A 24518-nucleotide genomic window follows, 5' to 3' on the forward strand; every position below is an offset into this window, starting at 1 on the left:
TGAAGGCGCCGACCTACGGAAAAAAGCAACGGGGTTTCATGTTTTGCCGTTGAAGTCATGCTTGTGTCAACAGCAGTTGCTGGGCAGCCTGGTCCACGCCGTGTTGCAAAACTTGCTGATGCCAGTGCGTGACGCGGGCGATCCAGTCTGCGTGTCGGGGCAGGGCGCTGCCCCACAGGTCTTCGCGGGCCAGCAGGGCAAGCACGCAGGCCTCGGGTGTGGTGCGTTGCGCAGCGCCCATCGCCATCAGGCTCTCGGCTTGTGGGTCGTTCAGGGCGTAGGCCTGGCCTTGCTCGTCCACGCCCAGTGTGTAGCGCACGAACACGGCCGCGGCCAGCGCGTGGTGTTCAAACGCAGCGCCTTGCGCGATTTGCCCCATCACCGAGGGCGGCCAGCGCTGCGGGATTTTTTGCGAGCTGTCGGTGGCGATTTGGTGCACGCTGTGTTTCAGATACGGGTTGCCAAAGCGGGCGATCAAGGCAGTTCGGTAATCAGCCCAGTCGCTGCGGCTAAGGTGCGGCGAGACTTCTTGGCCCATCAAGCGGAACACAAATTCTCGGATGTGTGGCGCGCCAATGCAGCTGGCAATGAAAGGTCTGCCCGTGACCGCGCCCATCAGCGCCATGGCCGTGTGGCTGCCATTGAGCATGCGCAGCTTGGCCTCTTCGTAGCTGTGCACATCGGGCGTGACACGCACGCCTGCGCTTTGCAACAGGGCTACGTCAGCCGGGTCGGCAAAGCGGTTTTCGATCACCCATTCCCAAAAGCCTTCAGTGCTCAAAGCGCAGTGGTCTTTAACGCCCAGCGACTCTTGCGCTGCGGCCAGCACTTCAGGTGTGGCAGCGGGCACGATGCGGTCGACCATGCTGCACGGAAAGGCACAGTGCGCGTCGATCCAGCTCAGCACCTCGGAGTCTTGTGACGCAGCGGCGGCTTTGACCAAAGCCTGCAGCTTGTGGCCGTTGCCTTGCAGGTTGTCGCACGATGCGATGGTGATGCCCGAAAGACCCGCTTGCTGGCGCAGGCGCAAGCCGTCCAGCAGCAGCTGGGCCAGGGCAGGCGTGTAGCCTTTTTCGGTGACGGTGATCGTGACCCAGCGGGTGCTGGGCGCGGCGATGGCTTGCACCACGGCATCGCGCCCGGTGGTGGCCACGCTCGTGCGCCACAGTGCACCGGGCACTTGCCACTTCACACCCTGACCATCGGCCACGCGCACGGCATACAGGCCGTCTTGTGCTGCGAGTTGGTTCACCAGATCCGGCCGTGTCATGCCCACCCCGTGGATGCCCCAGCGTGTGTCACCACCGCTCAGCAATTGGTCAAACACCATGGCTTGGTGCGCCCGGTGAAAAGCGCCCAAGCCTAAGTGCACCACGCCGGGGGCGTGGTGGAGGCGGTCATAGCTGGGCGTTTGAACACGCTGGGGCAGCGATGAAAGGCTGAGGGCAGAAAGTGACACGCTACTTGTCCAGAATTGGGCGTTGAGGGTTGAGGGTTGTGCGAATAGAGATTAAGTCTCGACACCGAACGCGGAACGCCGAACGCCGAACGCTCAACCCCGCTGTAGTTTTTTTTCAGAAGCCTCGATCTCGGCCCAAGTCGCGTCGTCGATCCAGATGCCGTTTTGCTCGCGGTCAGCGCGTGCCGAGCGTTCGGGTTCGCCTGCCATGCGCACGCCATCACTGCCTGGGGCATCGGGGCTTTGACGGAGCCAGTCCTCAAAGGCCAGGGCTTCTTGTTCAAACACGGCTTGTGTGCCCAGGCGCACCGGGTCGATCAGCATGGTCAGCATGCCGTTGAGCACCGCCCGTTGGTGGTCGGCTTCGCGGTGCCAGGTACCACCGCCGGTCAGTGCGCCGCCAAGCAGCTCGCAAGCCATGGCCATGCCAAAACCTTTGTGGTCGCCAAAGGTCATGAGCGCACCGAACAGGCCGTTCGACTGCGGCACCACCACCACGCCGGGGTCGGTGGTGGGGTGGCCGTGTTCGTCGATCAAATAGCCGGGCGGCACTTGCTCGCCCTTGTTGTGGGCCACGCGCATCTTGCCTTGCGCCACGCGGCTGGTGGCAAAGTCCAGCACAAAGGGCGCGCGCTTGCCCATGGGCACGCCGATGCAGCAGGGGTTGGTGCCAAAGCGGCCGTCGCCACCGCCAAAGGGGGCGACCACAGGACGCGAGAGCACGTTCACAAAATGCACTGACACCAAACCTTGGGCCACGGCCATTTCGGCAAAGTGACCAATGCGGCCCAGGTGGTGCGATCGGCTCAGGGCCACGGTGCACACGCCGTGTTGCTTGGCGCGTTCGATGCCCATTTGCATGGCTTGCACGCCGGTGATCTGGCCGTAGCCGCGCTGGCCGTCCAGGTTCAGCAGCGGGCCGGTGTCGAGCAGCACTTTCACGCCCGTGTTCGGGGACAGGCCCCCTTCGAGCACCGCGTCCACATAGCGCGGCACCATGCCCACACCGTGCGAGTCGTGGCCACTCAAGTTGGCCATGACCAGGTTGTCGGCCACCTGCGCGGCTTCGGCATGGGTGCTGCCGGTCATGGCGATGATGCGGGTGACGTGTTGGCGCAGTTCTGCGGCTTGGATGTTTTGGCTCATGTGAAATTTTTCTGGGTTAAGAAGTCGCAAGGGCTCACATCACCGCGCCAACTTGCCACGGCACGAATTCGTTTTGCCCGTAGCCGTGGCGTTCGCTCTTGGTGGGTTCGCCCGATGCGGCGGCCAGGATCATGTCGAAAATGCGTTGGCCCATCTCGGCGATGCTCACGCCGCCGTCCACGATCTCGCCGCAGTTCAGGTCCATGTCTTCTTCCTGCTTTTTCCACAGAGCGGTGTTGGTCGAGAACTTGAGGCTGGGCGAGGGCGCGCAGCCGTACGCACTGCCGCGCCCGGTGGTGAAGCAAATCAGGTTGGCCCCACCCGCCACCTGGCCCGTGGCGCTCACCGGGTCGTAACCGGGGGTGTCCATGTAGACAAAGCCTTTGGCCTTGACCGGCTCGGCGTATTCGTACACCGCTTGCAGGTTGCTGGTGCCGCCTTTGGCCACCGCACCCAGCGACTTTTCAAGGATGGTGGTCAGGCCACCGGCTTTGTTGCCGGGTGAGGGGTTGTTGTTCATCTCGCCGCCGTTGATGGCGGTGTAGTTTTCCCACCATTTGATGCGCTCGATGAGTTTGTGCGCCACTTCGGGCTTGACGGCGCGGCGCGTGAGTAAATGCTCGGCGCCATAAATCTCAGGGGTTTCGCTCAGGATGGCGGTGCCGCCGTGCTGCACCAGCAGGTCCACCGCCGCGCCTAAAGCGGGGTTGGCGCTGATGCCCGAATATCCGTCCGAGCCGCCGCACTGCAGACCGATGGTGATGTGTTCGGCGCTGCAAGGCTCGCGTTGGGTGGCGTTGGCGCGGGGCAGCATCTCTTCGATGAGTTGGATGCCCTTTTCCACCGTCAAGCGCGTGCCACCCGTGTCCTGGATGTTGAAGACCTTGAGCGTGTCGCCCACGCGCAGGCTGCTGTGTGCCAGCCAGGTGCCCAGTTGGTTGGACTCGCAGCCCAGGCCCACCACCACCACGCCCCAGAAGTTGGCGTGTGTGGCGTAACCGGCCAGCGTGCGCTCCAGCAGCTGCATACCCATGCCCTCAGTGTCCATACCGCAGCCCGTGCCGTGGGTCAGTGCCACCACGCCGTCCACATTCGGAAAGTTGGCCAGCGCGGCGGGGTTGTTGCGCTTGGAAAAATGGTCGGCAATGGCGCGTGCTGCAGTGGCCGAACAGTTCACGCTGGACAGCACACCGATGTAGTTGCGTGTGGCCACGCGGCCGCCGCTGCGCTGGTAGCCCATGAAGGTCGCTTGTTGGCGCACTGGTTCGGGCTTGACGTCTTGCCCGATGGCGTAGTCGCGCTCGAAGTTGCCTTTTTCGGCACCCATGTTCAGGTTGTGTGTGTGCACATGTTCGCCTGGCGCAATGGGCTGGTGTGCAAAACCAATGATCTGGTTGTAACGGCGCACCGGCTCGCCCACAGCGATGGCGCGGGCGGCGATTTTGTGGCCTGGGGGGATCAGGCCGCGCACGGCTATGCCGTCTACGGTGCTGCCGCTCATGAGTTGGGCGCGGGCGATGACCACGTCGTCAGACGGGTGCAGGCGGATGAAGAGATTGGACATGTTGAGCGTCGTTCAAAAACGGGGCCAGACTTCACCCCGAGGGGTCAATAAAACTGCTTAGGCAACCACAACACCAAGCTGGGGACGTAGGTGATGACCGCCAGGCTGCCCAGCAAAGGGAACAGCCAGGGCAAGATGGCCATGGTGGTGCGCTCCACACTGAGCTTGGCCACCCTCGCCAACACAAACAGCACCATGCCCATGGGCGGGTGCAACAGGCCGATCATCAAGTTGAGCACCATCACCAGTCCAAAGTGCACCAGGTCGATGCCCAGCTGCTGGCAAATCGGCACCAAAATCGGCACAAGAATCGTGATGGCGGCAGTGGGCTCTAAGAAGCAACCGACAAACAGCATCAGCGCATTGGCCAGCAGCAAGAACACCCAAGGCTCTTGGGTGAAGCCCAGTACCCAAGCGGAGATGGCGGTGGTCACGCCTGTGGCGGTGAGCATCCAGCCGAAGATACTGGCAGCAGCCACAATGAACAGCACGGTGGCCGTGGTTTCAACGGTGTCCAGACTGATCTTGACGAACATCTTGAAGTTGAGCGTGCGGTACCAAAAGAAGCCCAATGCAATGGCCCAAACGCAAGCGGCGATCGCGCCCTCGGTGGGGGTGAACACGCCGGTGGTCATGCCGCCGATCAGGATGACCGGGGTCATGATGGGCAGCACGGCCTGAAAGTTGAAAAACTTGTCGGCGGCGAACAAAACGATCAGGGCCGCAAACACCGTGAGTTGAGGGGGCGTGCCCATGGCTGTGACCAGCCACCAAACGGCCAAAGGCCAGCCCACCACCACAGCGGTTTCGGCCAAGGCCTTGATGACCTTGGGCCACTCAAACTTCACATCGGCGCCCCAGCCGTTTTTGTGCGCAAAGTAGGCGACCGTCAGCATCATCAGCAGCGCCATCAAGATGCCGGGCAAGATGCCCGCCAGAAACAAGGCACCCACCGAGACGTTGGCCATCATGCCGTAGATCACAAAGGGCAAGCTGGGCGGAATGATGGGGCCCAACGTGGCCGATGCGGCGGTGACGCCCACGGCAAATTCGGTGCTGTAGCCATGGTCTTTCATGGCCTTGATCTCGATGGTGCCCAAGCCTGCAGCATCGGCAATGGCCGTGCCGCTCATGCCCGCAAACACCACCGAGCCCACCACGTTGACGTGACCGAGACCGCCCTTGAGCCAGCCCACCAAGGCCAGCGCGTAGTTGTAAATGCGGTTGGTGATGCCCGCGTTGTTCATCAGGTTACCGGCCAAGATGAAGAAGGGCACGGCCAGCAATGGAAAGCTGTCGATGCCCGAGACCATGCGGTGGATCACCACAAAGGGCGGCGAGCTTTGGGTAAACAAGATGTAAATCAAAGACGCGCCCGCCATGGCAATGGCCACCGGGATACCGCCACTCATGAGAAATAGAAAAATGATTTTCAACATGGGAACACTTTCAGGAGGAGCGATTTCAGCGGTCGGTCATTTCGGATTCGGGTCGTTGAAGTACGGTGTAGCCGCGTTGCCAATGCACCTTGGCCACCCAAATGGAGCGCAAGCACATGGCCGCAAAACCGGCCATGACCACGCCATAAACCAGGTTCATCGGCAAGTCGATGATGGTCATCTTGTAGCTGCCCAGCTTTTGCATCATCTGGCCGGTGAGGAATGTGGCGGTGGCAAAAAAGGCGATGCGCACCACATCGACCACAGTGCCCATGGCGCGACCCATCCAGTCGGGCATGAAGCGAAAGAAGAAGTCCACCTGGATGTGGTTGTTTTTGGCCACACCCATCGTGGCCCCCGTGAAGACGGTGGCAATGAGCAAATAACGCGCAATCTCTTCGGTCCACGAGGCCGAATTGTTCAACACATAGCGCGTGAAAAATTGGTAAAAAACCGTCAGTCCCAAGGCCCAGAAGAAGGCCAGAGCCACCCAAGCCTCAATGGGAGTCCCTGACAGATCGACTTCGTCATCGGTCGCGTGAAACTGGCCGTCGTCGCCCATGACTTTGGGCATGGCGTCGATGTCGGGGAGGTTGCTCATGGGGAATCCTTGAAATCGAAAAACGCAGCAGGTCGGACCTTGCGGGTCCGACCTGCTCAGCCATTGGGCTTACTTGGCCGCTTGGATCTTATCGAAGTCAGACTGTGTGAAACCCATGCCGGTCAGGGGCTTGTTTTTCAGGACAGCGTCTTGGAAAGACTTGCGGTCTACCTGCACCACTTGCAGTCCTTTTTTCTTGAACTCGTCCACCAACTCGGACTCACGAGCCTTGATTTTGGCCGTGGCACGCGCAGCTGCTTGCTGCGTCACTTCAGTGAACATTCTTTTTTCTGCATCGCTCAATTTATTCCATACGTGAGGCGCAACTTGAGTGATCAAACCGTCCACGATGTGTCCTGTCAGCATGATGGCTTTTTGCACTTCATAGAACTTCTTGGCTTCGATGGTGGTCAAGGGGTTTTCTTGCGCTTCCACAGTGCCGTTTTGCAGGGCCAGGTACACCTCGGCAAAAGCAATGGGCGTGGGGTTGGCACCACAGGACTCAGGCGTGGCGCGGTAGGCGGGCACGTCGGGCACGCGAATCTTGATGCCCTTCATGCCTGCGCAGTTGGTGAAGGCTTTTTGGGCCGTGGTGTGGCGCGCGCCGTAATAGGTGTAGGCCGTGACCTGGATGCCGGTCTTGGCGCGAAATTCGTTGACCATTTCCTGAAAAACTGGGCTTTTGGAGTAGGCGATCAAATGCGCATCATCCCGAAAGATGAAGGGGTAGTAGGCGATGCCAAACCGTGGGTAATTGCGTGCCGCAAACGAAGAGCCGCTGATGATCATGTCCACCGTGCCCAGGGTCAGGCCCTGGTTGATGTCGGTCTCTTTGCCCAGTGTGGAGGCCGGGAAGACCTGGATGTCGAACTTGCCGTTGCTGCGCTTTTTGATCTCTTCGGCAGCCCACACCGATTCGGTGTGGTACGGCTCTGATGTCTCATAGACGTGGGCCCATTTCAGCTTTTGCTGGGCCATGGCGCCGGTGCTGACCAGCAGCGTGCCCATGGCTATGGCGCCGACGGCGGCCAGGGTTTTCAGTGTGAATCGTTTGCTCATCTTGGTCTCCTCATTGGGGTTTGAAAATTGCTGACGCGGGAACAGAAAAACCACCCTAACGGGCGGGTGCGCGGCGCCAGCTCGCGCTGTATCTTTTGTGGGCTTGCTTCAGGTGCTTTTGCATGGCTTTTCGGGCTGCGCTGCTGTCACGCGCCTCGATAGCCTGCATCACTTCCATGTGTTCTGCAATGGCGGTTTGCCATGAGACGGGGTGTTCAAAATAATCTCCCAGCCGTTCAAACAAGGGTCCGTTACGGGCCATCCAGTAGCGCTGCACCGTGTCCAGCAGCACGCTGTTGCCGCAGGCTTGGGCAATGGCTTCGTGAAACGCTTCATCGCCTTGGCGAGGCACTTCATCCCGCGCGGCTTCGAGCTTCATTTGTTGCAGTCCGCTCTTGATGGCTTTGAGGTCGCCCTTTTGGGCGTTGGCAGCGGCAAGGGCCGCCACTTCGGCCTCGACCAAAATGCGGGCGCTCATGACCTCCAGAGGCCCCCAGTTGGCCGGGGTGTTGTCGTCTGACTCTGCCGTGGATGCTGCCGACTTGGCCCCTGTGTTTTGCCGCACATAAATGCCAGACCCCGTGCGCACCTCGATCATGCCTTCGACCTCCAGCGCGATCAGGGCTTCGCGCACCGAAGGGCGGCTCACGCCCAATTGGATGGCGAGGTCACGTTCAGCCGGCAGACGCGAGCCCAGCGCGAACTCGCCCGACGCCATCAGCTGCCGAAGCTGCTCGGCAATCTGGCGGTAAAGGCGCTGCGGGGCAACGGTATGCAAGGGCATGGGGAATCAGGGATAACGTGAATTGGACAAGTGGTCAGACCAGTTGCACAATCATCACATGATCAAAAGCCATTGCAACTCCGCACAAACCCGCATGGCGGCTGTCACGCAAACGACGCACGGTGCGGTGGAGATGTCTCATGCTGCAAGGCCTTGAAACCCACAATGCGGCATGTGTCGCTGCAGGTGCCGCTGCTGGCAGCTGATCTCTTTCGCCTGTTTTTTTACCCTCCCTGCTGCCCCACATGACCCCCGTCACCATTGACCGCGTGAGCCTTCGGCAAGTCAACTTGCCACCTAAGGTTTTGCGCACCGACGCCATCCAGTCCTTTGTGACGCAAGAAACGATTTTGCTCACGCTCCATTGCAGCGACGGCATCGCGGCCACGGGCTACGCTTACACGATTGGCACCGGTGGCTCTTCGGTCATGGCATTGCTCAAGGACCACCTGGCGCCGCGCCTCGTCGGCCGCAACCCGGTCTTGGTCGAGGCCATCTGGAAAGACCTGTTTTTTCACACCCATGCTACCGCCGTGGGGGCCATGACCAGCCTGGCGCTGGCGTGTGTGGACACCGCCTTGTGGGACTGGCGTGCGCAAAGCCAGGGCTTGCCGCTGTGGCAGCTGCTGGGCGGGGCGCAGCCGCGCGTACCGCTTTACACCACCGAAGGCGGCTGGCTGCATTTGTCGCCCCAAGCGCTGGTGGACCAAACGCTGGAGGCGCAAGCCCAAGGCTTCAAGGGCGCCAAGATCAAGATTGGCCGCCCTCATGTGAGCGAAGACGTGGCGCGCCTCTCTGCGGTGCGCGATGCGGTGGGGCCAGGCTTTGAGCTGATGACCGATGCCAACCAAGGCTTCAACCGGGCCGAAGCAGTGCGCCGGGCGCGGGCTTTTGACGGTCTGGGATTGGCTTGGATGGAAGAGCCCTTGCCCGCCGGAGACGTGTCCGGCCACCGCCAGTTGCGCGAGCACACCACCATCCCTGTGGCGGTGGGTGAATCGATGTACCACCCGATGCAGTTTCGCGAATACCTGGAGCAGGGCGCTTGCTCGATCGTGCAGCCCGATGTGGCGCGTATTGGCGGTATCACGCCATGGATCAAAACCGCGCACCTGGCAGAAACCTTTGACGTGGCGGTGTGCCCGCACTTCTTGATGGAGTTGCATGTGAGCCTGTGCGCGGCCGTGCCCAACGCCACCTGGGTCGAATACATTCCGCAGCTCGATGACATCACCACCTCGCGCATGCAGGTTCGGGACGGTTTTGCACTGCCCCCCGAAACCCCTGGCCTGGGCATCGCCTGGGACTGGGCCGCCATCACCGCCAAACAAATCACCCAACTGGAGATCAAAGCACCATGAGACTCAAAGGAAAAATTGCACTCGTCACCGCCGCCGGGCAAGGCATTGGCCAAGCGGCGGCATTGGCCATGGCCGCTGAGGGCGCGACGGTCTATGCGACCGATGTGAACGCCGAGCTGCTCAAGTCTTACCAAGGCGTGGCGAATGTTCACACCGCCGTGCTGAACGTGCTCGACAAAAAAGCGATTGCCGCCCAAGTGGCCAGCCTGCCGCGCATCGACATCATCTTCAACTGCGCAGGCTTTGTGCACAACGGCAGCATCGAACTGGCCACCGACGAGGATTGGGACTTCGCCTTCAACCTGAACGTGCGCTCGCAGTTCTGGATGATCCAAGCGGCCATCCCCAAAATGCTGGCGCAGTTTGAAAAAGACGGCCAGGGGGGCAGCATCATCAACATGGCCAGCGTGTGCTCCAGCGTTCGCGGCCTGCCCAACCGTTTCATCTATGGTGCGAGCAAAGCGGCCGTCATTGGCTTGACCAAGAGCGTGGCGGCCGATTATGTGCGCAAGGGCATTCGCTGCAATTGCATTTGCCCCGGCACCGTAGACACGCCTTCGCTGCAAGACCGCATCAACAGCTATGCCGACCCGGTGCAGGCGCGGCAGGACTTCATCAACCGCCAGCCCATGGGGCGTTTGGCGCAGGCGCACGAGATCGCGCCCATCGTCACCTTCCTCGCTTCCGACGAATCCATCTTCGCCACCGGCAATGCCTACATGGTCGACGGTGGCATGACCATTTGATCCGCCACACCTCAACCGCAGAAAGACACACATGAACTTGCTTGACATGAAAGGCCGCCACGCGGTCATCACTGGTGGGGCCACCGGTCTGGGCTATGCCATCGCGCAGCGCATGCTCGCATCCGGTGCACCGGTCACCATTTGGGACCGCGATGTGGTGGGCATGGCCCAAGCGGCCGAGCAACTGCGCAAGGGCCAGCTGGGTGCGGTGGTCAACACCGTGCAGGTCGATGTGGCCGACCATGCCTCGGTGGTGCAAGCCACCGCGCAGACCACGGCGCTGGCGGGTGTCGATGTGCTGGTCAACAGCGCCGGCATCACCGGCCCCAACGTCAAAGTGTGGGATTACCCGGTCGATGCCTGGAAGCAGGTGTTCGATGTGAACGTGCACGGCTTGTTCCATTGCTGCCGCGAAATCAGCGCCCACATGAAGTCGCGCAACTACGGGCGCATCGTCAACATCGCCTCGGTCGCGGGCAAAGACGGTAACCCCAACGCCAGCGCTTACAGCGCGAGCAAGGCCGCCGTGATTGGGCTGACCAAATCGCTGGGCAAAGAGTTGGCCGACACCGGCGTGCGCGTCAACTGTGTCACCCCGGCGGCTGTGAAGACGGCGATTTTTGATCAAATGACGCCCGAGCACATCGCGTTCATGCTCTCCAAGATCCCGATGGCCCGCTTTGGCGAGCCCGAAGAAGTCGCCGCCATGGTGACTTGGCTGAGCACCGAAGAATGTTCCTTTTCCACCGGCGCGGTCTTTGACCTGTCCGGCGGCCGCTCCACGTATTGATTCTTTTGAAAACTGAAAGGCAACCATGAAACTCGTTCGCTATGGCCAACCCGGCAAAGAAAAACCCGGCCTGATCGACGCCGACGGCCGCTTGCGCGACCTGAGCAGCGTCGTCAAAGACATCTCGCCCGACCAACTGAACGACAAGGCCCTGGCCAAACTGGCCAAGGTCAAGACCGACAAGCTGCCCCTGGTGCGCGGCAAAAAACGCTTCGGCACGCCCATCTCGTACACCAGCAAGTTCATCGCCATCGGCCTGAACTACGCCGACCATGCGGCCGAGTCGAACATGCCCATTCCGGCCGAGCCGATTGTGTTCACCAAAACCATCTCTTGCATTCAAGGTGCGGATGACGACGTGATGCTGCCCAAAGGCTCCAAGAAAACCGACTGGGAAGTCGAGCTGGGCATCGTCATTGGCACCCGCACCCGCTATGTCACTCAAAAGGACGCCTTGAACCATGTGGCCGGCTATTGCGTGGTCAACGACGTGAGCGAGCGTGAATACCAGCTCGAGCGCGGCGCCACTTGGGACAAGGGCAAGGGTTGCGACACCTTCGGCCCCGTGGGTCCTTGGTTGGTCACGCGCGACGAAGTGCCCAACCCCCAAGCCTTGGGCATGTGGCTCGATGTGAACGGCGTGCGCTTTCAAACCGGTAACACCAAGACCATGATCTTTGGCGTGGCCAAACTTGTGAGCTACGTCAGCCAATTCATGACGCTGGAGCCAGGCGACATCATCACCACCGGCACACCGCCGGGCGTGGGCATGGGTGTCAAGGTCGACGGCAAGTCTGCGCCTGTGTATTTGAAGCGCGGCGACGTCATGCGTTTGGGTATCGACGGTCTGGGCGAGCAGACCCAAAAAGTGGTGGCCTTCAAGCTCTGAGTCGCTGGCAAGGCGCATGGCCTGGGCCTTCAGCCCTGCCATGCGTCCGTCCGTTTGACAGGCTGCACGCCAGTCTGCGCCCAGTACCGGTTCGCTGGGTCAGTGGGATGGCCAATCGAAACATCTACACTTGGGGCCTATGTCTGAGTCCACATTCCCCCTCCAAACCGCCCCCCCAACCGCACCTGTTCAAACGGTCGCCATTTCACTGGACGACCGCAGTTACGACATCCAGATTGGTCAAGGCCTGTTGGGCCGCACTGAAACTTGGGTCGGCTTGCCCAAGGCGAGCACCGCCATGATCGTGACCAACGACACGATTGCCCCGCTGTACGAAGCCGCGTTGCGCAGCGCCATCGCCCCGCATTACAAACAAGTGCACACCGTGGTGCTGCCCGATGGCGAGGCGCACAAAGACTGGCCAACTCTGAACTTGATTTTTGACGCGCTGCTGGGCCACGGTTGCGATCGCAAAACCGTGCTGTTTGCCTTGGGCGGCGGTGTGGTGGGCGACATGACGGGCTTTGCGGCCGCCAGTTACATGCGCGGTGTGCCCTTTGTGCAGGTGCCGACCACGCTTTTGTCGCAGGTCGACTCGTCGGTGGGTGGCAAAACCGCCATCAACCACCCGTTGGGCAAAAACATGATCGGTGCGTTTTACCAACCCGTGCGGGTGGTGTGCGACCTGAACACGCTGGTCACCTTGCCCTCGCGCGAGTTGAGCGCGGGCCTGGCCGAAGTCATCAAATACGGCCCGATTGCCGACATGGCTTTCCTCGATTGGATCGAGGCCAACATCGACGCCCTGATCGCACAAGACCCGGCCGCGATGGCGCACGCTGTCCAGCGCAGCTGCGAGATCAAGGCCTGGGTGGTCGGGCAAGACGAGCGCGAAGCGGGCTTGCGCGCCATCCTCAACTTTGGCCACACTTTTGGCCATGCCATCGAAGCCGGTCTGGGCTTTGGCGTCTGGCTGCACGGCGAGGCGGTGGGTTGCGGCATGGTCATGGCGGCCGAGCTGTCGCAGCGTCTGGGCAAGGTCGATGCTGCTTTTGTGGCACGCCTGCGCGCCTTGATTGAGCGTGCGGGGCTGCCGGTGCGCGGCCCCATGATTGATGCGACCGACAACGCAGGCCATTACATCGAACACATGCGCCTCGATAAAAAAGCCATCGGCGGCGATATCCAGTTTGTGGTGATCGATGGGCCTGGCAAAGCCACTGTGTGCGGTGCGCCCGATGCCATGGTGCGCGAGGTGATCAACGCCTGCTGCGCCTGAGGCGCTGCGATGTTGCTCAGCGATTCATCACCCGGGTCTGTGCAAGCAGTCGGCCCTTTGTCGCCCCTGGCCTGCGACCCGGCGCAAACCCGGGGTCGACGGTTTGCTGAAGCCGCAGCGCCCACGCGCAATGCGTATCAAAGAGACCGCGACCGCATCGTGCACTCCACCGCGTTCCGGCGGCTGGTTTACAAGACGCAAGTCTTTCTGAACCATGAAGGCGATTTGTTTCGCACGCGGCTCACGCACTCGCTCGAAGTTGCGCAGCTGGGCCGCTCCATAGCCCGCGCCCTGGGCCTGAACGAGGATTTGGTGGAAGCCATTGCGCTGGCGCACGACTTGGGCCACACGCCTTTTGGCCACGCCGGACAAGATGCGCTGAACGAATGCATGCGTGAGCACGGCGGCTTTGAACACAACCTGCAAAGCTTGCGCGTGGTCGACCAACTCGAAGAGCGTTACCCGGCGTTTGATGGCCTGAACTTGAGCTTTGAAACCCGCGAGGGTGTGCTCAAACACTGCTCACGCGCCAATGCCGAACATTTGGAACGGGCCGAGCCCGGTGGGGTGGGGCGGCGCTTCATCGACCGCACCCAGCCCAGCTTGGAGGCGCAACTGTGCAACCTGGCCGATGCCATTGCCTACAACGCGCACGACATCGACGACGGCGTGCGCTCGGGTCTGATCAGCATCGAACAACTGCTGCAAGTGGAACTGTTTGCGCACTACCACCGGCAGACCTTAGACGAGTATCCGGATTTGTCTGAAAAACCGCGCCGCTTGCTGTACGAAACCATCCGCCGCATGCTGAGCGACCAGGTGTACGACGTGATCGACACCACGCGCCAGGCCGTGGCTCAGGCGGGTGTGCGCACGCTGGTCGAAGCCCGATTGGCCGGGCCGTTGGTGGCTTTCAGCGCCGGGATGAAGACACGCAGCAGCGAACTCCAAAAGTTTTTGTTTGCTCAGCTCTACCGCCACCCGCAGGTCATGCACACGACCGTGCAGGCGCAGCAGGTGGTGCGCGAGTTGTTTGCTGCCTACGTCAGTCAACCAGCAGAAATGCCCGCCGACTTCGCCGCCAACGCCAACCTGCACCGTTCGGTGCCCGATTACATCGCCGGCATGACCGACCGCTTTGCCCTGCGCGAACACGAACGCCTGACGGGGCGCAAGCTGTTGTGAGTTCTTTGCCAGCTCAGCGCGCCGCCTGGCTCGTCGTGCTGGCCGGGGGGGTGGCAGCTTTGCAGGTGGGCAAGCTCCCCCCCGCCTTGCCCGCGCTGCAAGCCGAGCTGGGCCTGACGCTGGTGCAGTCCGGTTTCCTCTTGTCCATGGTGCAACTCGCCGGCATGAGTTTGGCGGTGTTCATGGGCTTGTGGGCCGACGGCATGGGCCTGCGGCGCAGCATGGTGCGCGGCCTGTGCCTGCTGGCGCTGGCCAGTGGCTGGGGTGGTTTCGCCACCTCGGTCACCGCTTTGCTGGCGCTGCGGGCCATCGAAGGACTGGGTTTTTTGCTGGTGGCCTTGCCCGCACCTGCATTGATCCGCCGTCTGGTGCCGCCCGCGCAGTTGCCCGGCATGCTGGGTGTGTGGGGTGCGTACATGCCGACCGGCACGGCGTTGGCGCTGCTGGTCGGACCGTTGTTCATTCCTGCTTGGGGCTGGATTGCTTGGTGGTGGCTGTTTGCCGCCGTGTCGTTGGCCATGGCGATGTGGGTTTTTCGCAGCTTGCCTGCCGACCCAACGGTGCTGCCCGCCGTGGTGACATGCACCGGGCCAAGGGTGGAGCCAAGCCAAACACGCCCAGGCCCATGGCATCGCCTGCGCCTGACCTTGAGCACCCCCGGCCCTTGGCTGGTGGCACTGACCTTTGGCATGTACTCGGGCCAGTGGTTGGCGGTGGTGGGTTTTTTGCCCTCCATTTACGCAGCCGCTGGCGTCAGCGGAGTGCTGCTGGGCTTGCTGACGGCCTTGGCGGCCGCCGTCAACATCGTGGGCAATATGGCCTCGGGTCGCTTGCTGCAGCGCGGCTGGGCTCCTCGCGCCACGCTGTGGCTGGGCTTCGGCGCGATGGCGCTGGGCAGCACCGTGGCCTTTACGAGCTTCACCGAAACCCAGCCTTGGCTGCGCTTTGCCGGGGTGCTGCTGTTCTCGGGCATGGGCGGTCTGGTGCCGGGCACGCTGTTCAGCCTGGCGGTGCGTCTGGCCCCGGGCGAGCAGCAGGTGGCCACCACTGTGGGCTGGGTGCAGCAGTTGTCCGCGCTGGGCCAGTTTGTCGGGCCGCCCGTGGTGGCGGCCTTGGCGGCGCGCGCGGGCGGCTGGCAGCTCACACCGTTGTTTACCCTGGGATGTTGTGCGGTAGGTGCGGTGCTGGCTTGGGCTGCAGGACGTTTGCTCTCGCAGGCACAATCTCGCCCATGACCGACCTGAACACCCCCGAAATCGCCGACACCGTGCGTTGGCTCGAACGCGCCGTGATTGGCCTGAACCTGTGCCCTTTTGCCAAAGCCCCGCACGTCAAGGGCCAGATCCATTGCGTGCTGAGCGAGGCCAAAGGCCTGGAAGGCTTGCGTGATGAGCTGATTGAGCAGTTGCAGGCGCTGGCCGCAACGCCCGCCGAAGAGCGCGAGACCGTGCTCTTGATCGTGCCGCAGATGCTGCAGGATTTTCTGGAGTTCAACGACTTTCTGGACGAGGCCGACGCCGTGTTGCAAGAGCTCGATTTGGAGGGCGTGTTTCAGGTGGCGAGTTTTCACCCGCAGTTCCAGTTCGCTGACACCGAGCCGGACGACATCGGCAATTGCACCAACCGTTCGCCTTACCCCACGCTGCACCTGCTGCGCGAAGAAAGCATCGACCGGGCGGTGGAAGCTTTCCCCGAAGCCGAAATGATTTACGAGACCAACATCGAGACCCTGAAGAAGCTGGGGACTGAGGGCTGGAAAAAGCTGGATGTGGGGCCGCACGACTGAGTCGGTCATTCTGACGTCCTGAGTAGAGTCTCATTTGGCAGTGCGCCCCCAATGAAGCTATTGCCTTCATTGATGCGGACACCGGTTGCACGACTTTTGAGGGAGACAAACCATGAATTTCTTCCAAGTTGTGGAAGAAATACATGGTTGCAACGGCATCAATCTGTCTCAATGTCAAAAAATAGGTTCAATGGATACATGCCCAAACAGAAACTCACCATCGCCCCCAAACCTCTTGACCTCGACCTGCGCCCCGGCCAGTCGATGGAGCTGCTCAAAGAATTGCACATCCTGACCCGCGACGGCAAGCTCAACCAGGACTCGCGCCGCAAGCTCAAGCAGGTTTATCACCTCTTCCAGTTCATCGACAAGCTGCTCAAAGAGTTGCCCGCCAGCGACACCGGTCCCACGCTGGCCGACCACGGGGCGGGTAAGTCGTATTTGGGCTTCATCATTTACGACCTGTTTTTCAAAGCCTTGGGCCAAGGCACGATCTACGGCATCGAGACCCGCAGCGAATTGGTGGCGTCGTCCCAAGCACTGGCCCAGCGGCTGGGCTTTGAGCGCATGCAGTTCCTCAACCTGAGCGTGGCCGAGTCGGCGCACAGCGCCGAGCTGCCCGAGCAAATCGACGTGGTCACCGCGTTGCACGCCTGCGACACCGCCACCGACGACGCCATCGCCTTTGGCCTGCAAAAGAAAGCCCAATACATGGTGCTGGTGCCCTGCTGCCAAGCCGAGCTGGCCCGCGCCCTGAACCAGAGCAAGGCGTTGAACCTGCAGCGTTCGCCATTGGCCGAGCTGTGGCGGCACCCCTTGCACACCCGCGAAGTCGGCAGTCAGCTCACGAATGTGCTGCGCTGCCTGTATCTGGAGTCGCAAGGCTACACCGTCACCGTGACCGAGCTGGTGGGCTGGGAGCACTCCATGAAGAACGAGCTGATTCTGGGCAAATACACCGGTCAAAAAAAGCGTGCAGCGGGCGAGCGGCTGCTGGCGCTTCTGCAGGAGTTTGGGGTGGAGGGGCTGATGGGTGGGCGGTATCCGATGGTGGCGGCTGCTGTTGTAAAAGCAAGCACCTGATTCAGGCGTTTGATGATCCAGTCTGTATCGTTTTCCGATCCGCGTGGCGGGCGCCATGCGATCTCATAGGTTGGGTTCAATACAACACGGCCACTGGCACCCTGCCCACGGTGGGCAAGCCCGCTTGGGTCCATGCCGTGAAACCGCCTCGGTACCAAATGACTTGGGTGTAGCCCATCAGGCGCGCACGCATGGCCGCATTCACGGACAGCCAGCTTTCCGAGTTGCTGCAGTAAAAAACCACCGGTTGGTTCAGGTCTGGTGCAGCCGCCCGCAGCATCTGGCCAAAGCGCTCTGCGTAGGGCTGCTCCAACTTGTCATCTTCGAAAGCCAGGCCGCTTTTGATGAAACTGAGTGCGCCGGGAATCACAGGTCCAAAGTTCGCTACATCAATGACCACTGGTCGACCGGGTTGCTGCAGGGCTTGGACCAACGTGGCGGTATCCCAGCGTTGAATTCCCTCCAGCGCTTTAGGGGTCATGCCCGTGAGTGCATGGCCCCAACGCAATTTGGACGGCGTTCTTGCGCCGGGTTCTTCGCGTTCTGCCTGGGTGCGTTCGGGTGAAGGTGTTTGTAACTGACCCAAGAAGGCAGCGGCTTGGGTACTCGCCTCGTCGTAGAGCGGCAGCACCTCGTGCTCGTTGACAGACACCAGGCGGCAGAGTTTGGGGTTGTTTTTGGCGTGGTTGCAGTGGTAGAGCGCCCCGAGCATGGCAAGTCCGGGGTCATCTGCGCCCCAGCGCACGCCATAACCCGTTTTGCCCCAGCCAATCGCCATGGCTTTGTTGTGGTTGGCGCTCAAATAGTTGTTGAAGGTGCGTTGTCCAATGGTCTTGCACAGCAACTGCCCTTTGCACAGTCCCTCAATCAGGGTATCGGAGCGGTCATGCAGATCGACCATGGGCGCCCCCAAGGACTTGCCAAAAAAGCCGAGCTGCACCTTCATGCTCTCAGGCAACTGCAGGGGTACGGTCTCGGTTTGGGTCACCACGCCCAGGCTGAAGGCGTCTTTGCCGGTATGTCGTTGGCACTGATCGAAAGGGGTTTGACCGGTGGGGCAGAACCAGGGCGTGCGGTCCTTTTCTTGTGTGCGTTGGAGTTCGCGAATCCTTAAAAATCCAGAAGCTTCCTTGATGTCGTACAAAGCCTGGTTGATGACCTGGGCATCAAATTTGTTGCCCATTTGCTGCTTGTACAAGGCGTACATTTGGGGCATGAGCGTGGGATTAACGCGTTTGGTGTCCCGGTCGTGTGCGCCGTGAATGCCGACCATGGTCACCCTTGGCAAGTTCCCCGTGCCAAAGGTTCGGGCTTGGCCGGCCATGAAAATCAGAGAGCATGCCGACATGCAGGCGCCCGAAGCCACGGTGGTGATCTTGGCGTCTTGCACCATGCGCGCCACCTGCATACCGGTCCAGAGGTCACCCCCGGGTCCGTTGACCAAAACCAGCCGCTCAATGCCGCCTTTGGCGAAGGCTTCCTTGAACTGCAAAAAATCATGATCGACGGTGGGGCCAGTGGCGTAAAGGTCATTGCCCACGCGCTCCAAGGTCATGGCATGAGCGTTGGCGGACAGCCAAAGCGACAGACAAAAAGCCAAAGCTTTGAAAACAGGGTTCATGATGACCTTGGGCAAAAATACAAAAATACAAAAATATATCTCTATTTTTGCATCGATGAGAAGTACTTTTGATGATTGATTTAATTGGGGTCATTAATTGGGGTCAGATCCCAATTAAACTGGCGCTCTCACTTTCGGAGTTCTCTCATGGCCCGTCAGCCCCGCCTGACCGTTGCAGGCTATCCCCACCACGTCATCCAGCGTGGTAACGACCGACAGGCCATCGTGCGCGACGATGCAGACCGTGAGCGCTTGCTGGCCCTGTGGCAAGAGCATGCGCAAAATTTCAAGGTGGCCATCCATGCTTACGTGATCATGGACAACCACTTTCATTTGCTGCTCACGCCTGAAACAGACGATGGCCTGCCGCAGATGATGCAGGCGGTAGGCCGGGCCTATGTGCGTTACTTCAATTTGCGGCACCAGCGCACCGGCACTTTGTGGGAAGGCCGTTACCGCAGCAACCTCATTGAGAGTGAGCGTTATCTGTTGGCGTGCATGGTTTACATCGACCTGAACCCGGTGCGGGCGGGCATGGTTGGGCAGGCTGCCGACTTCAAATGGTCCAGCCACAGGCACTGTATTGGGCAGTTGAGCGACAAATGGGTGACGCCGCATGCGCTGTTTTGGGGCTTGGGCAACACGCCCTTTGCGCGAGAAGCGGCCTATGCCGGTTTGGTGCAAGGCGGTTTGGCGCAGTCACAAAAGGAGCAGTTGACGCAAAGCGCCCTGTCGGGTTGGGCCCTGGGTTCGGTTGATTTTGTGGGGCAATTGCAGCAATCCACAGCGCGCCGACTGATGCCAGGCAAGGCCGGGCGGCCATTCAAGAAGATGGCTGATTGAATCTGTCCCCAATTAATTCAAAGTCAAGCCAAAATCTAAATTAATTGGGATCTGACCCCAATTAAAAAGTTTGGCATGGATGCTGCTCTGCACTACACTCTTCGGTCTGCGTGAAAACCCTTAGGAGCGCCCATGACTTCGGCCAGTGCAAAAGAACATTTCCAATCGACCGGTTTGTACGATCCGGCCAATGAACACGATGCTTGCGGTGTCGGCTTTGTCGCCCACATCAAAGGACACAAGACGCACGCCATCGTGACCCAAGCGCTGCAGATTTTGCAAAACCTGGACCACCGGGGTGCTGTGGGCGCCGATGCGCTCATGGGCGACGGTGCCGGTATCTTGATTCAGCTGCCCGATGCGCTGTACCGCGAAGAGATGGCCCGGGCTGGAACGGCCCCCGATGGTTCTGTGGGCGTGGCCTTGCCCCCGTTTGGCGAGTACGGCGTGGGCATGGTGTTTTTGCCCAAGGAACACGCTTCGCGCATGGCTTGCGAGCAAGAACTGGAACGCGCCGTCAAGGCCGAAGGCCAAGTGGTGCTCGGCTGGCGCAATGTACCCGTCAACCGTGACATGCCCATGTCGCCCACCGTGCGCGAAAAAGAGCCTGTGATGCGCCAGATTTTCATAGGCCGTGGTGCCGACGTGATCGTGCAAGACGCCCTGGAGCGCAAGTTGTATGTGATCCGCAAGACCGCCAGCGCCGCCATCCAGAACCTGCGCCTGACCCACAGCAACGAGTACTACATCCCCAGCATGTCCAGCCGCACAGCGGTCTACAAGGGCTTGTTGTTGGCGGATCAGGTCGGTACGTATTACCTGGACCTGCAAGACGAGCGCTGCGTCTCGGCATTGGGCTTGGTGCACCAGCGTTTCTCCACCAACACCTTCCCCGAGTGGCCATTGGCGCACCCCTACCGCTATGTGGCGCACAACGGCGAGATCAACACCGTCAAAGGCAATTACAACTGGATGAAGGCCCGCGAAGGTGTGATGTCTTCGCCCGTGCTGGCCGCCGACCTGCAAAAGCTCTACCCCATCAGCTTCGCCGGTCAGTCCGATACCGCCACTTTTGACAACTGCTTGGAACTGCTGACGATGGCGGGCTACCCCATCAGCCAGGCCGTGATGATGATGATCCCCGAGCCTTGGGAGCAGCACACCACCATGGACGAGCGCCGCAAGGCCTTTTACGAATACCATGCGGCCATGCTCGAACCATGGGATGGCCCTGCGTCGATCGTGTTCACCGATGGCCGCCAGATTGGTGCCACCTTGGACCGCAACGGCCTGCGCCCTTCACGCTACATCATCACCGACGACAACATGGTCATCATGGGTTCGGAAACCGGCGTGTTGCCGATTCCCGAAAGCAAGATCGTACGCAAGTGGCGTCTGCAGCCCGGCAAGATGTTCCTGATTGATCTGGAACAAGGCCGCATGATCAACGACGAAGAATTGAAAGCCGGGCTGGCCAGTGCCAAGCCTTACAAGCAATGGATTGAAAACCTGCGCGTCAAGTTGGACGATGTGGCCGCCGCCCCCGTGGCACCCGCCTCTGACGTGGCCCTGCTCGACCTGCAACAAGCCTTTGGCACCACCCAGGAAGACATCAAGTTCCTATTGGCCCCCATGGCCTCTGCCGGCGAAGAAGCCATCGGCTCCATGGGCAACGACAGCCCGTTGGCCGTGCTGTCCGACAAGAACAAGCCGCTGTACAACTACTTCAAACAGTTGTTTGCGCAAGTGACCAACCCCCCGATCGACCCGATCCGCGAAGCGATCGTGATGTCCCTGGTGTCTTTCATCGGCCCCAAGCCGAACCTGCTCGACATCAACCAGGTCAACCCACCGATGCGCCTCGAAGTGAGTCAGCCAATCCTGGACTTCGCCGACATGGCCAAGCTGCGCCACATCGACCAAGCCACCCAGGGCAAGTTCAAGAGCGCGACGCTGGACATCACTTACCCCGTCTTGTGGGGCCGCGAAGGCGTGGAAGCCAAGCTGGCTTCGCTGTGCGCCGAAGCGGTGGACGCCATCAAGGGTGGCCACAACATCCTGATCATCAGCGACCGGGGCGTGACCGCCACCCAGGTGGCGGTACCCGCCTTGCTGGCTCTGTCGGCCATTCACCAGCATCTGGTCACTGCGGGTCTGCGCACCACCGCCGGCTTGGTGGTCGAAACCGGCACCGCCCGCGAAGTGCACCACTTTGCGGTGCTCGCCGGTTACGGCGCCGAAGCCGTGCACCCCTACCTTGCGATGGAAACACTGGCCGCGTTGCACAAAGAGCTGCCCGGTGATTTGTCGGCCGAAAAAGCCCTTTACAACTACGTCAAAGCGATCGGCAAGGGCCTGTCCAAGATCATGTCCAAGATGGGCGTGTCCACCTACATGTCGTACTGCGGCGCGCAGTTGTTTGAAGCCATCGGCATCAATACAGAAACCATCAACAAGTACTTCACCGGCACCTCCAGCCGCGTGGGCGGCATCGGCGTGTTCGAGATCGCCGAAGAAGCCTTCCGCATGCACGCCGCAGCCTTTGGTGACGACCCGCTGCTGGCCACCATGCTGGATGCGGGCGGTGAATACGCTTGGCGCGCCCGCGGCGAAGAGCACATGTGGACCCCTGATGCGATCGCCAAGTTGCAGCACTCCACCCGTGCCAACAACTTCAGTACTTACAAGGAATACGCGCAGATCATCAACGACCAAAGCAAGCGCCACATGACGCTGCGCGGCCTGTTCGAGTTCAAGATCGACCCGTCCAAAGCCATCCCGCTGGAGCAGGTCGAGCCTGCCGCCGAGATCGTCAAGCGTTTCGCCACCGGCGCGATGTCGCTGGGCTCGATCTCCACCGAAGCCCACGCCACCCTGGCCGTGGCCATGAACCGCATCGGCGGCAAGAGCAACACCGGCGAGGGCGGTGAAGACGCCAACCGTTACCGCAACGAACTCAAGGGCATCCCGATCAAATTGGGCGATTCGTTGAAAAGCGTGATTGGCGAAGAGAACGTGGAAGTCGACATGCCTTTGGCAGCAGGTGACTCGCTGCGCTCGCGCATCAAGCAAGTCGCTTCGGGCCGCTTCGGTGTGACTGCCGAATACCTCTCGAGTGCCGACCAGATCCAGATCAAGATGGCCCAGGGCGCCAAACCCGGGGAAGGCGGTCAGTTGCCTGGCGGCAAAGTGTCCGACTACATCGGCAAGCTGCGCCACTCGGTGCCCGGCGTGGGACTGATCTCGCCACCGCCGCACCACGACATATACTCGATTGAGGACTTGGCCCAGCTGATCCACGACCTGAAGAACGTGGCCCCGCACAGCGACATCAGCGTGAAATTGGTGTCTGAAATTGGCGTCGGGACGATTGCTGCCGGCGTGGCGAAGTGCAAGGCCGACCATGTGGTGATCGCAGGTCACGACGGCGGCACAGGCGCATCGCCTTGGTCGTCGGTCAAGCACGCAGGCTCGCCTTGGGAAATCGGTCTGGCCGAAACCCAGCAGACGCTGGTGCTCAACGGCCTGCGCGGTCGCATCCGCGTGCAGGCCGACGGTCAGATGAAGACTGGCCGTGACGTCGCCATTGGCGCGTTGTTGGGTGCGGACGAATTCGGCTTCGCCACCGCGCCGCTGGTGGTCGAGGGCTGCATCATGATGCGCAAGTGCCACCTCAACACCTGTCCTGTGGGCGTGGCCACGCAAGACCCCACTTTGCGCGCCAAGTTCACCGGCAAGCCTGAGCATGTCGTGAACTACTTCTTCTTCATCGCCGAAGAAGTGCGCCAGATCATGGCTCAGCTGGGCATCCATAAGTTTGACGACCTGGTGGGCCGCGCTGACCTGCTCGACATGAAAAGCGGTGTAGAGCACTGGAAAGCCAAGGGCCTGGACTTTGGTCGCTTGCTGGCCGTGCCGCAAGTGGCCTCTACTGTGGCCGTGCGCCATGTGGACAAGCAAGACCACGGCCTGGAAAAAGCCTTGGACAACGTGCTGATCGCCAAGAGCCGCGCCGCCATCGACAAGGGCGAAAAAGTGCAGTTCATGGAAGTGACCCGCAACGTGAACCGCTCGGTCGGTGCCATGTTGTCCGGAGCAGTGACCCAGGTACACCCCGAAGGTTTACCGGACGACACCCTGCGAATCCAACTGGAAGGCACAGGCGGTCAGTCTTTTGGTGCCTTCCTGGCCAAGGGCATCACGCTGTACTTGATTGGTGAGGCCAACGACTACACCGGCAAAGGTTTGTCGGGTGGCCGCATCGTGGTGCGCCCAAGCTTGGAGTTCCGTGGCGTGGCCTCGCAAAACATCATCGTCGGCAACACCGTCATGTACGGAGCGACCACCGGTGAAGCCTTCTTCGCTGGTGTGGCCGGTGAGCGCTTTGCGGTGCGCCTGTCGGGTGCCACTTCGGTGGTCGAAGGCACGGGCGACCACGGCTGCGAATACATGACCGGCGGTACGGTGGCTGTGTTGGGCATGACCGGCCGCAACTTTGGCGCAGGCATGAGTGGGGGTATCGCTTATGTGTACGACGAAGACGGCGAATTCGCCTCTCGCTGCAACACCGCCATGGTCAGCATGGAAAAAGTGTTGACTGTGGCCGAGCAAGAAGCGCAAGTGGACCGCAAGGTCTGGCACCGCGACCAGAGCGACGAAGCGCAGCTCAAGAAACTGCTGGAGGACCACCACAAGTGGACCGGCAGCCAGCGAGCCCGCGAGTTGCTGGACCACTGGGCCACCGCCCGCACCAAGTTCGTCAAGGTCTTCCCGAACGAATACAAGCGCGCCTTGGGCGAGATCAACGCACGCAAAGCGGCGAACGCGGCCAAGGCTGCCCAGCCCGTGGCCGCCTGAGCCGAACGTCAAGATTGAAGGAAAAT

The 24518-nt window shown here is 60.9% G+C and carries 19 protein-coding genes; 11 read left to right on the forward strand and 8 right to left on the reverse strand.

Going from position 1 to position 24518, the window contains the following annotated elements:
* Window positions 1-55 precede the first annotated feature (55 nt).
* From Q0O99_RS07615 to Q0O99_RS07645, 7 genes are all read right to left on the reverse strand, one after another.
* Window positions 56-1459, reverse strand: a complete 1404-nt coding sequence (locus Q0O99_RS07615; protein WP_293750082.1) for a mannitol dehydrogenase family protein — start codon at window positions 1457-1459, stop codon at window positions 56-58.
* Window positions 1460-1552: 93 nt separating this feature from the next.
* Entirely contained in the window at window positions 1553-2605 is a 1053-nt protein-coding gene (locus Q0O99_RS07620; RefSeq protein ID WP_293750084.1) for a malate/lactate/ureidoglycolate dehydrogenase, read from the reverse strand.
* Window positions 2606-2639: 34 nt separating this feature from the next.
* Window positions 2640-4169, reverse strand: a complete 1530-nt coding sequence (locus Q0O99_RS07625) for a UxaA family hydrolase (protein ID WP_293750086.1) — start codon at window positions 4167-4169, stop codon at window positions 2640-2642.
* 44 nt (window positions 4170-4213) lie between these two features.
* Window positions 4214-5608 carry a TRAP transporter large permease gene (locus Q0O99_RS07630; protein ID WP_293750087.1) on the reverse strand — a complete coding sequence of 465 codons (1395 nt, stop codon included), beginning with the start codon at window positions 5606-5608 and terminating at the stop codon, window positions 4214-4216.
* A 25-nt stretch (window positions 5609-5633) separates the two neighbouring features.
* Window positions 5634-6209: a TRAP transporter small permease gene (locus tag Q0O99_RS07635; RefSeq protein WP_293750089.1), complete on the reverse strand. Its 576-nt coding sequence runs from the start codon at window positions 6207-6209 to the stop codon at window positions 5634-5636.
* A 69-nt stretch (window positions 6210-6278) separates the two neighbouring features.
* Window positions 6279-7268, reverse strand: coding sequence for a sialic acid TRAP transporter substrate-binding protein SiaP (locus Q0O99_RS07640; RefSeq protein ID WP_293750091.1), 990 nt, complete (start codon window positions 7266-7268; stop codon window positions 6279-6281).
* 55 nt (window positions 7269-7323) lie between these two features.
* A complete protein-coding gene (locus Q0O99_RS07645) occupies window positions 7324-8052 on the reverse strand; it encodes a FadR/GntR family transcriptional regulator (RefSeq protein ID WP_293750093.1) in 729 nt (242 codons plus the stop codon).
* Between the two features lie 245 nt (window positions 8053-8297).
* On the opposite strand from Q0O99_RS07645, the gene Q0O99_RS07650 reads away from it, so the two are divergent.
* The 9 genes from Q0O99_RS07650 (at window position 8298) to Q0O99_RS07690 (ending at window position 17171) form a co-directional block, all read left to right on the forward strand.
* Window positions 8298-9413 (forward strand): mandelate racemase/muconate lactonizing enzyme family protein, encoded by a 1116-nt coding sequence (locus tag Q0O99_RS07650; protein ID WP_293750095.1) that lies wholly within the window; start codon window positions 8298-8300, stop codon window positions 9411-9413.
* Complete coding sequence (locus Q0O99_RS07655) at window positions 9410-10159, forward strand: SDR family oxidoreductase (protein ID WP_293750096.1); 750 nt, start codon at window positions 9410-9412, stop codon at window positions 10157-10159. Before Q0O99_RS07650 ends, Q0O99_RS07655 begins: the two co-directional genes overlap by 4 nt.
* 31 nt (window positions 10160-10190) lie before the next feature.
* Window positions 10191-10949 (forward strand): SDR family NAD(P)-dependent oxidoreductase, encoded by a 759-nt coding sequence (locus Q0O99_RS07660; protein ID WP_293750098.1) that lies wholly within the window; start codon window positions 10191-10193, stop codon window positions 10947-10949.
* Between the two features lie 25 nt (window positions 10950-10974).
* Window positions 10975-11838 (forward strand): fumarylacetoacetate hydrolase family protein, encoded by an 864-nt coding sequence (locus Q0O99_RS07665; RefSeq protein WP_293750100.1) that lies wholly within the window; start codon window positions 10975-10977, stop codon window positions 11836-11838.
* 139 nt (window positions 11839-11977) lie between these two features.
* On the forward strand, window positions 11978-13117 hold the full coding sequence (gene aroB, locus Q0O99_RS07670) for a 3-dehydroquinate synthase (protein WP_293750102.1): 1140 nt from the start codon (window positions 11978-11980) through the stop codon (window positions 13115-13117).
* Window positions 13118-13126: 9 nt separating this feature from the next.
* The gene (locus tag Q0O99_RS07675; RefSeq protein WP_293750104.1) at window positions 13127-14302 is read left to right on the forward strand and encodes a deoxyguanosinetriphosphate triphosphohydrolase; all 1176 of its coding nucleotides are present in this window, start codon (window positions 13127-13129) and stop codon (window positions 14300-14302) included.
* On the forward strand, window positions 14299-15537 hold the full coding sequence (locus tag Q0O99_RS07680) for a CynX/NimT family MFS transporter (protein WP_293750105.1): 1239 nt from the start codon (window positions 14299-14301) through the stop codon (window positions 15535-15537). Before Q0O99_RS07675 ends, Q0O99_RS07680 begins: the two co-directional genes overlap by 4 nt.
* On the forward strand, window positions 15534-16088 hold the full coding sequence (locus tag Q0O99_RS07685) for a DUF1415 domain-containing protein (protein WP_293750107.1): 555 nt from the start codon (window positions 15534-15536) through the stop codon (window positions 16086-16088). The genes Q0O99_RS07680 and Q0O99_RS07685 overlap by 4 nt, the downstream gene beginning before the upstream one ends.
* Before the next feature lie 198 nt (window positions 16089-16286).
* The gene (locus Q0O99_RS07690) at window positions 16287-17171 is read left to right on the forward strand and encodes an SAM-dependent methyltransferase (RefSeq protein WP_293750109.1); all 885 of its coding nucleotides are present in this window, start codon (window positions 16287-16289) and stop codon (window positions 17169-17171) included.
* A gap of 76 nt (window positions 17172-17247) precedes the next feature.
* Here the strand turns inward: Q0O99_RS07690 and Q0O99_RS07695 are convergent, their stop codons facing one another.
* The gene (locus Q0O99_RS07695; protein ID WP_293750110.1) at window positions 17248-18792 is read right to left on the reverse strand and encodes a rhodanese-like domain-containing protein; all 1545 of its coding nucleotides are present in this window, start codon (window positions 18790-18792) and stop codon (window positions 17248-17250) included.
* Between the two features lie 147 nt (window positions 18793-18939).
* On the opposite strand from Q0O99_RS07695, the gene Q0O99_RS07700 reads away from it, so the two are divergent.
* Both Q0O99_RS07700 and Q0O99_RS07705 read left to right on the forward strand, forming a co-directional pair.
* On the forward strand, window positions 18940-19635 hold the full coding sequence (locus Q0O99_RS07700; protein WP_293750112.1) for a transposase: 696 nt from the start codon (window positions 18940-18942) through the stop codon (window positions 19633-19635).
* A gap of 132 nt (window positions 19636-19767) precedes the next feature.
* Window positions 19768-24492 carry a glutamate synthase-related protein gene (locus tag Q0O99_RS07705; RefSeq protein WP_293750114.1) on the forward strand — a complete coding sequence of 1575 codons (4725 nt, stop codon included), beginning with the start codon at window positions 19768-19770 and terminating at the stop codon, window positions 24490-24492.
* Window positions 24493-24518: the final 26 nt, after the last annotated feature.

It is taken from the genome of Limnohabitans sp. Rim8 (assembly GCF_945901735.1).
Lineage (GTDB): Bacteria > Pseudomonadota > Gammaproteobacteria > Burkholderiales > Burkholderiaceae_C > Limnohabitans_A.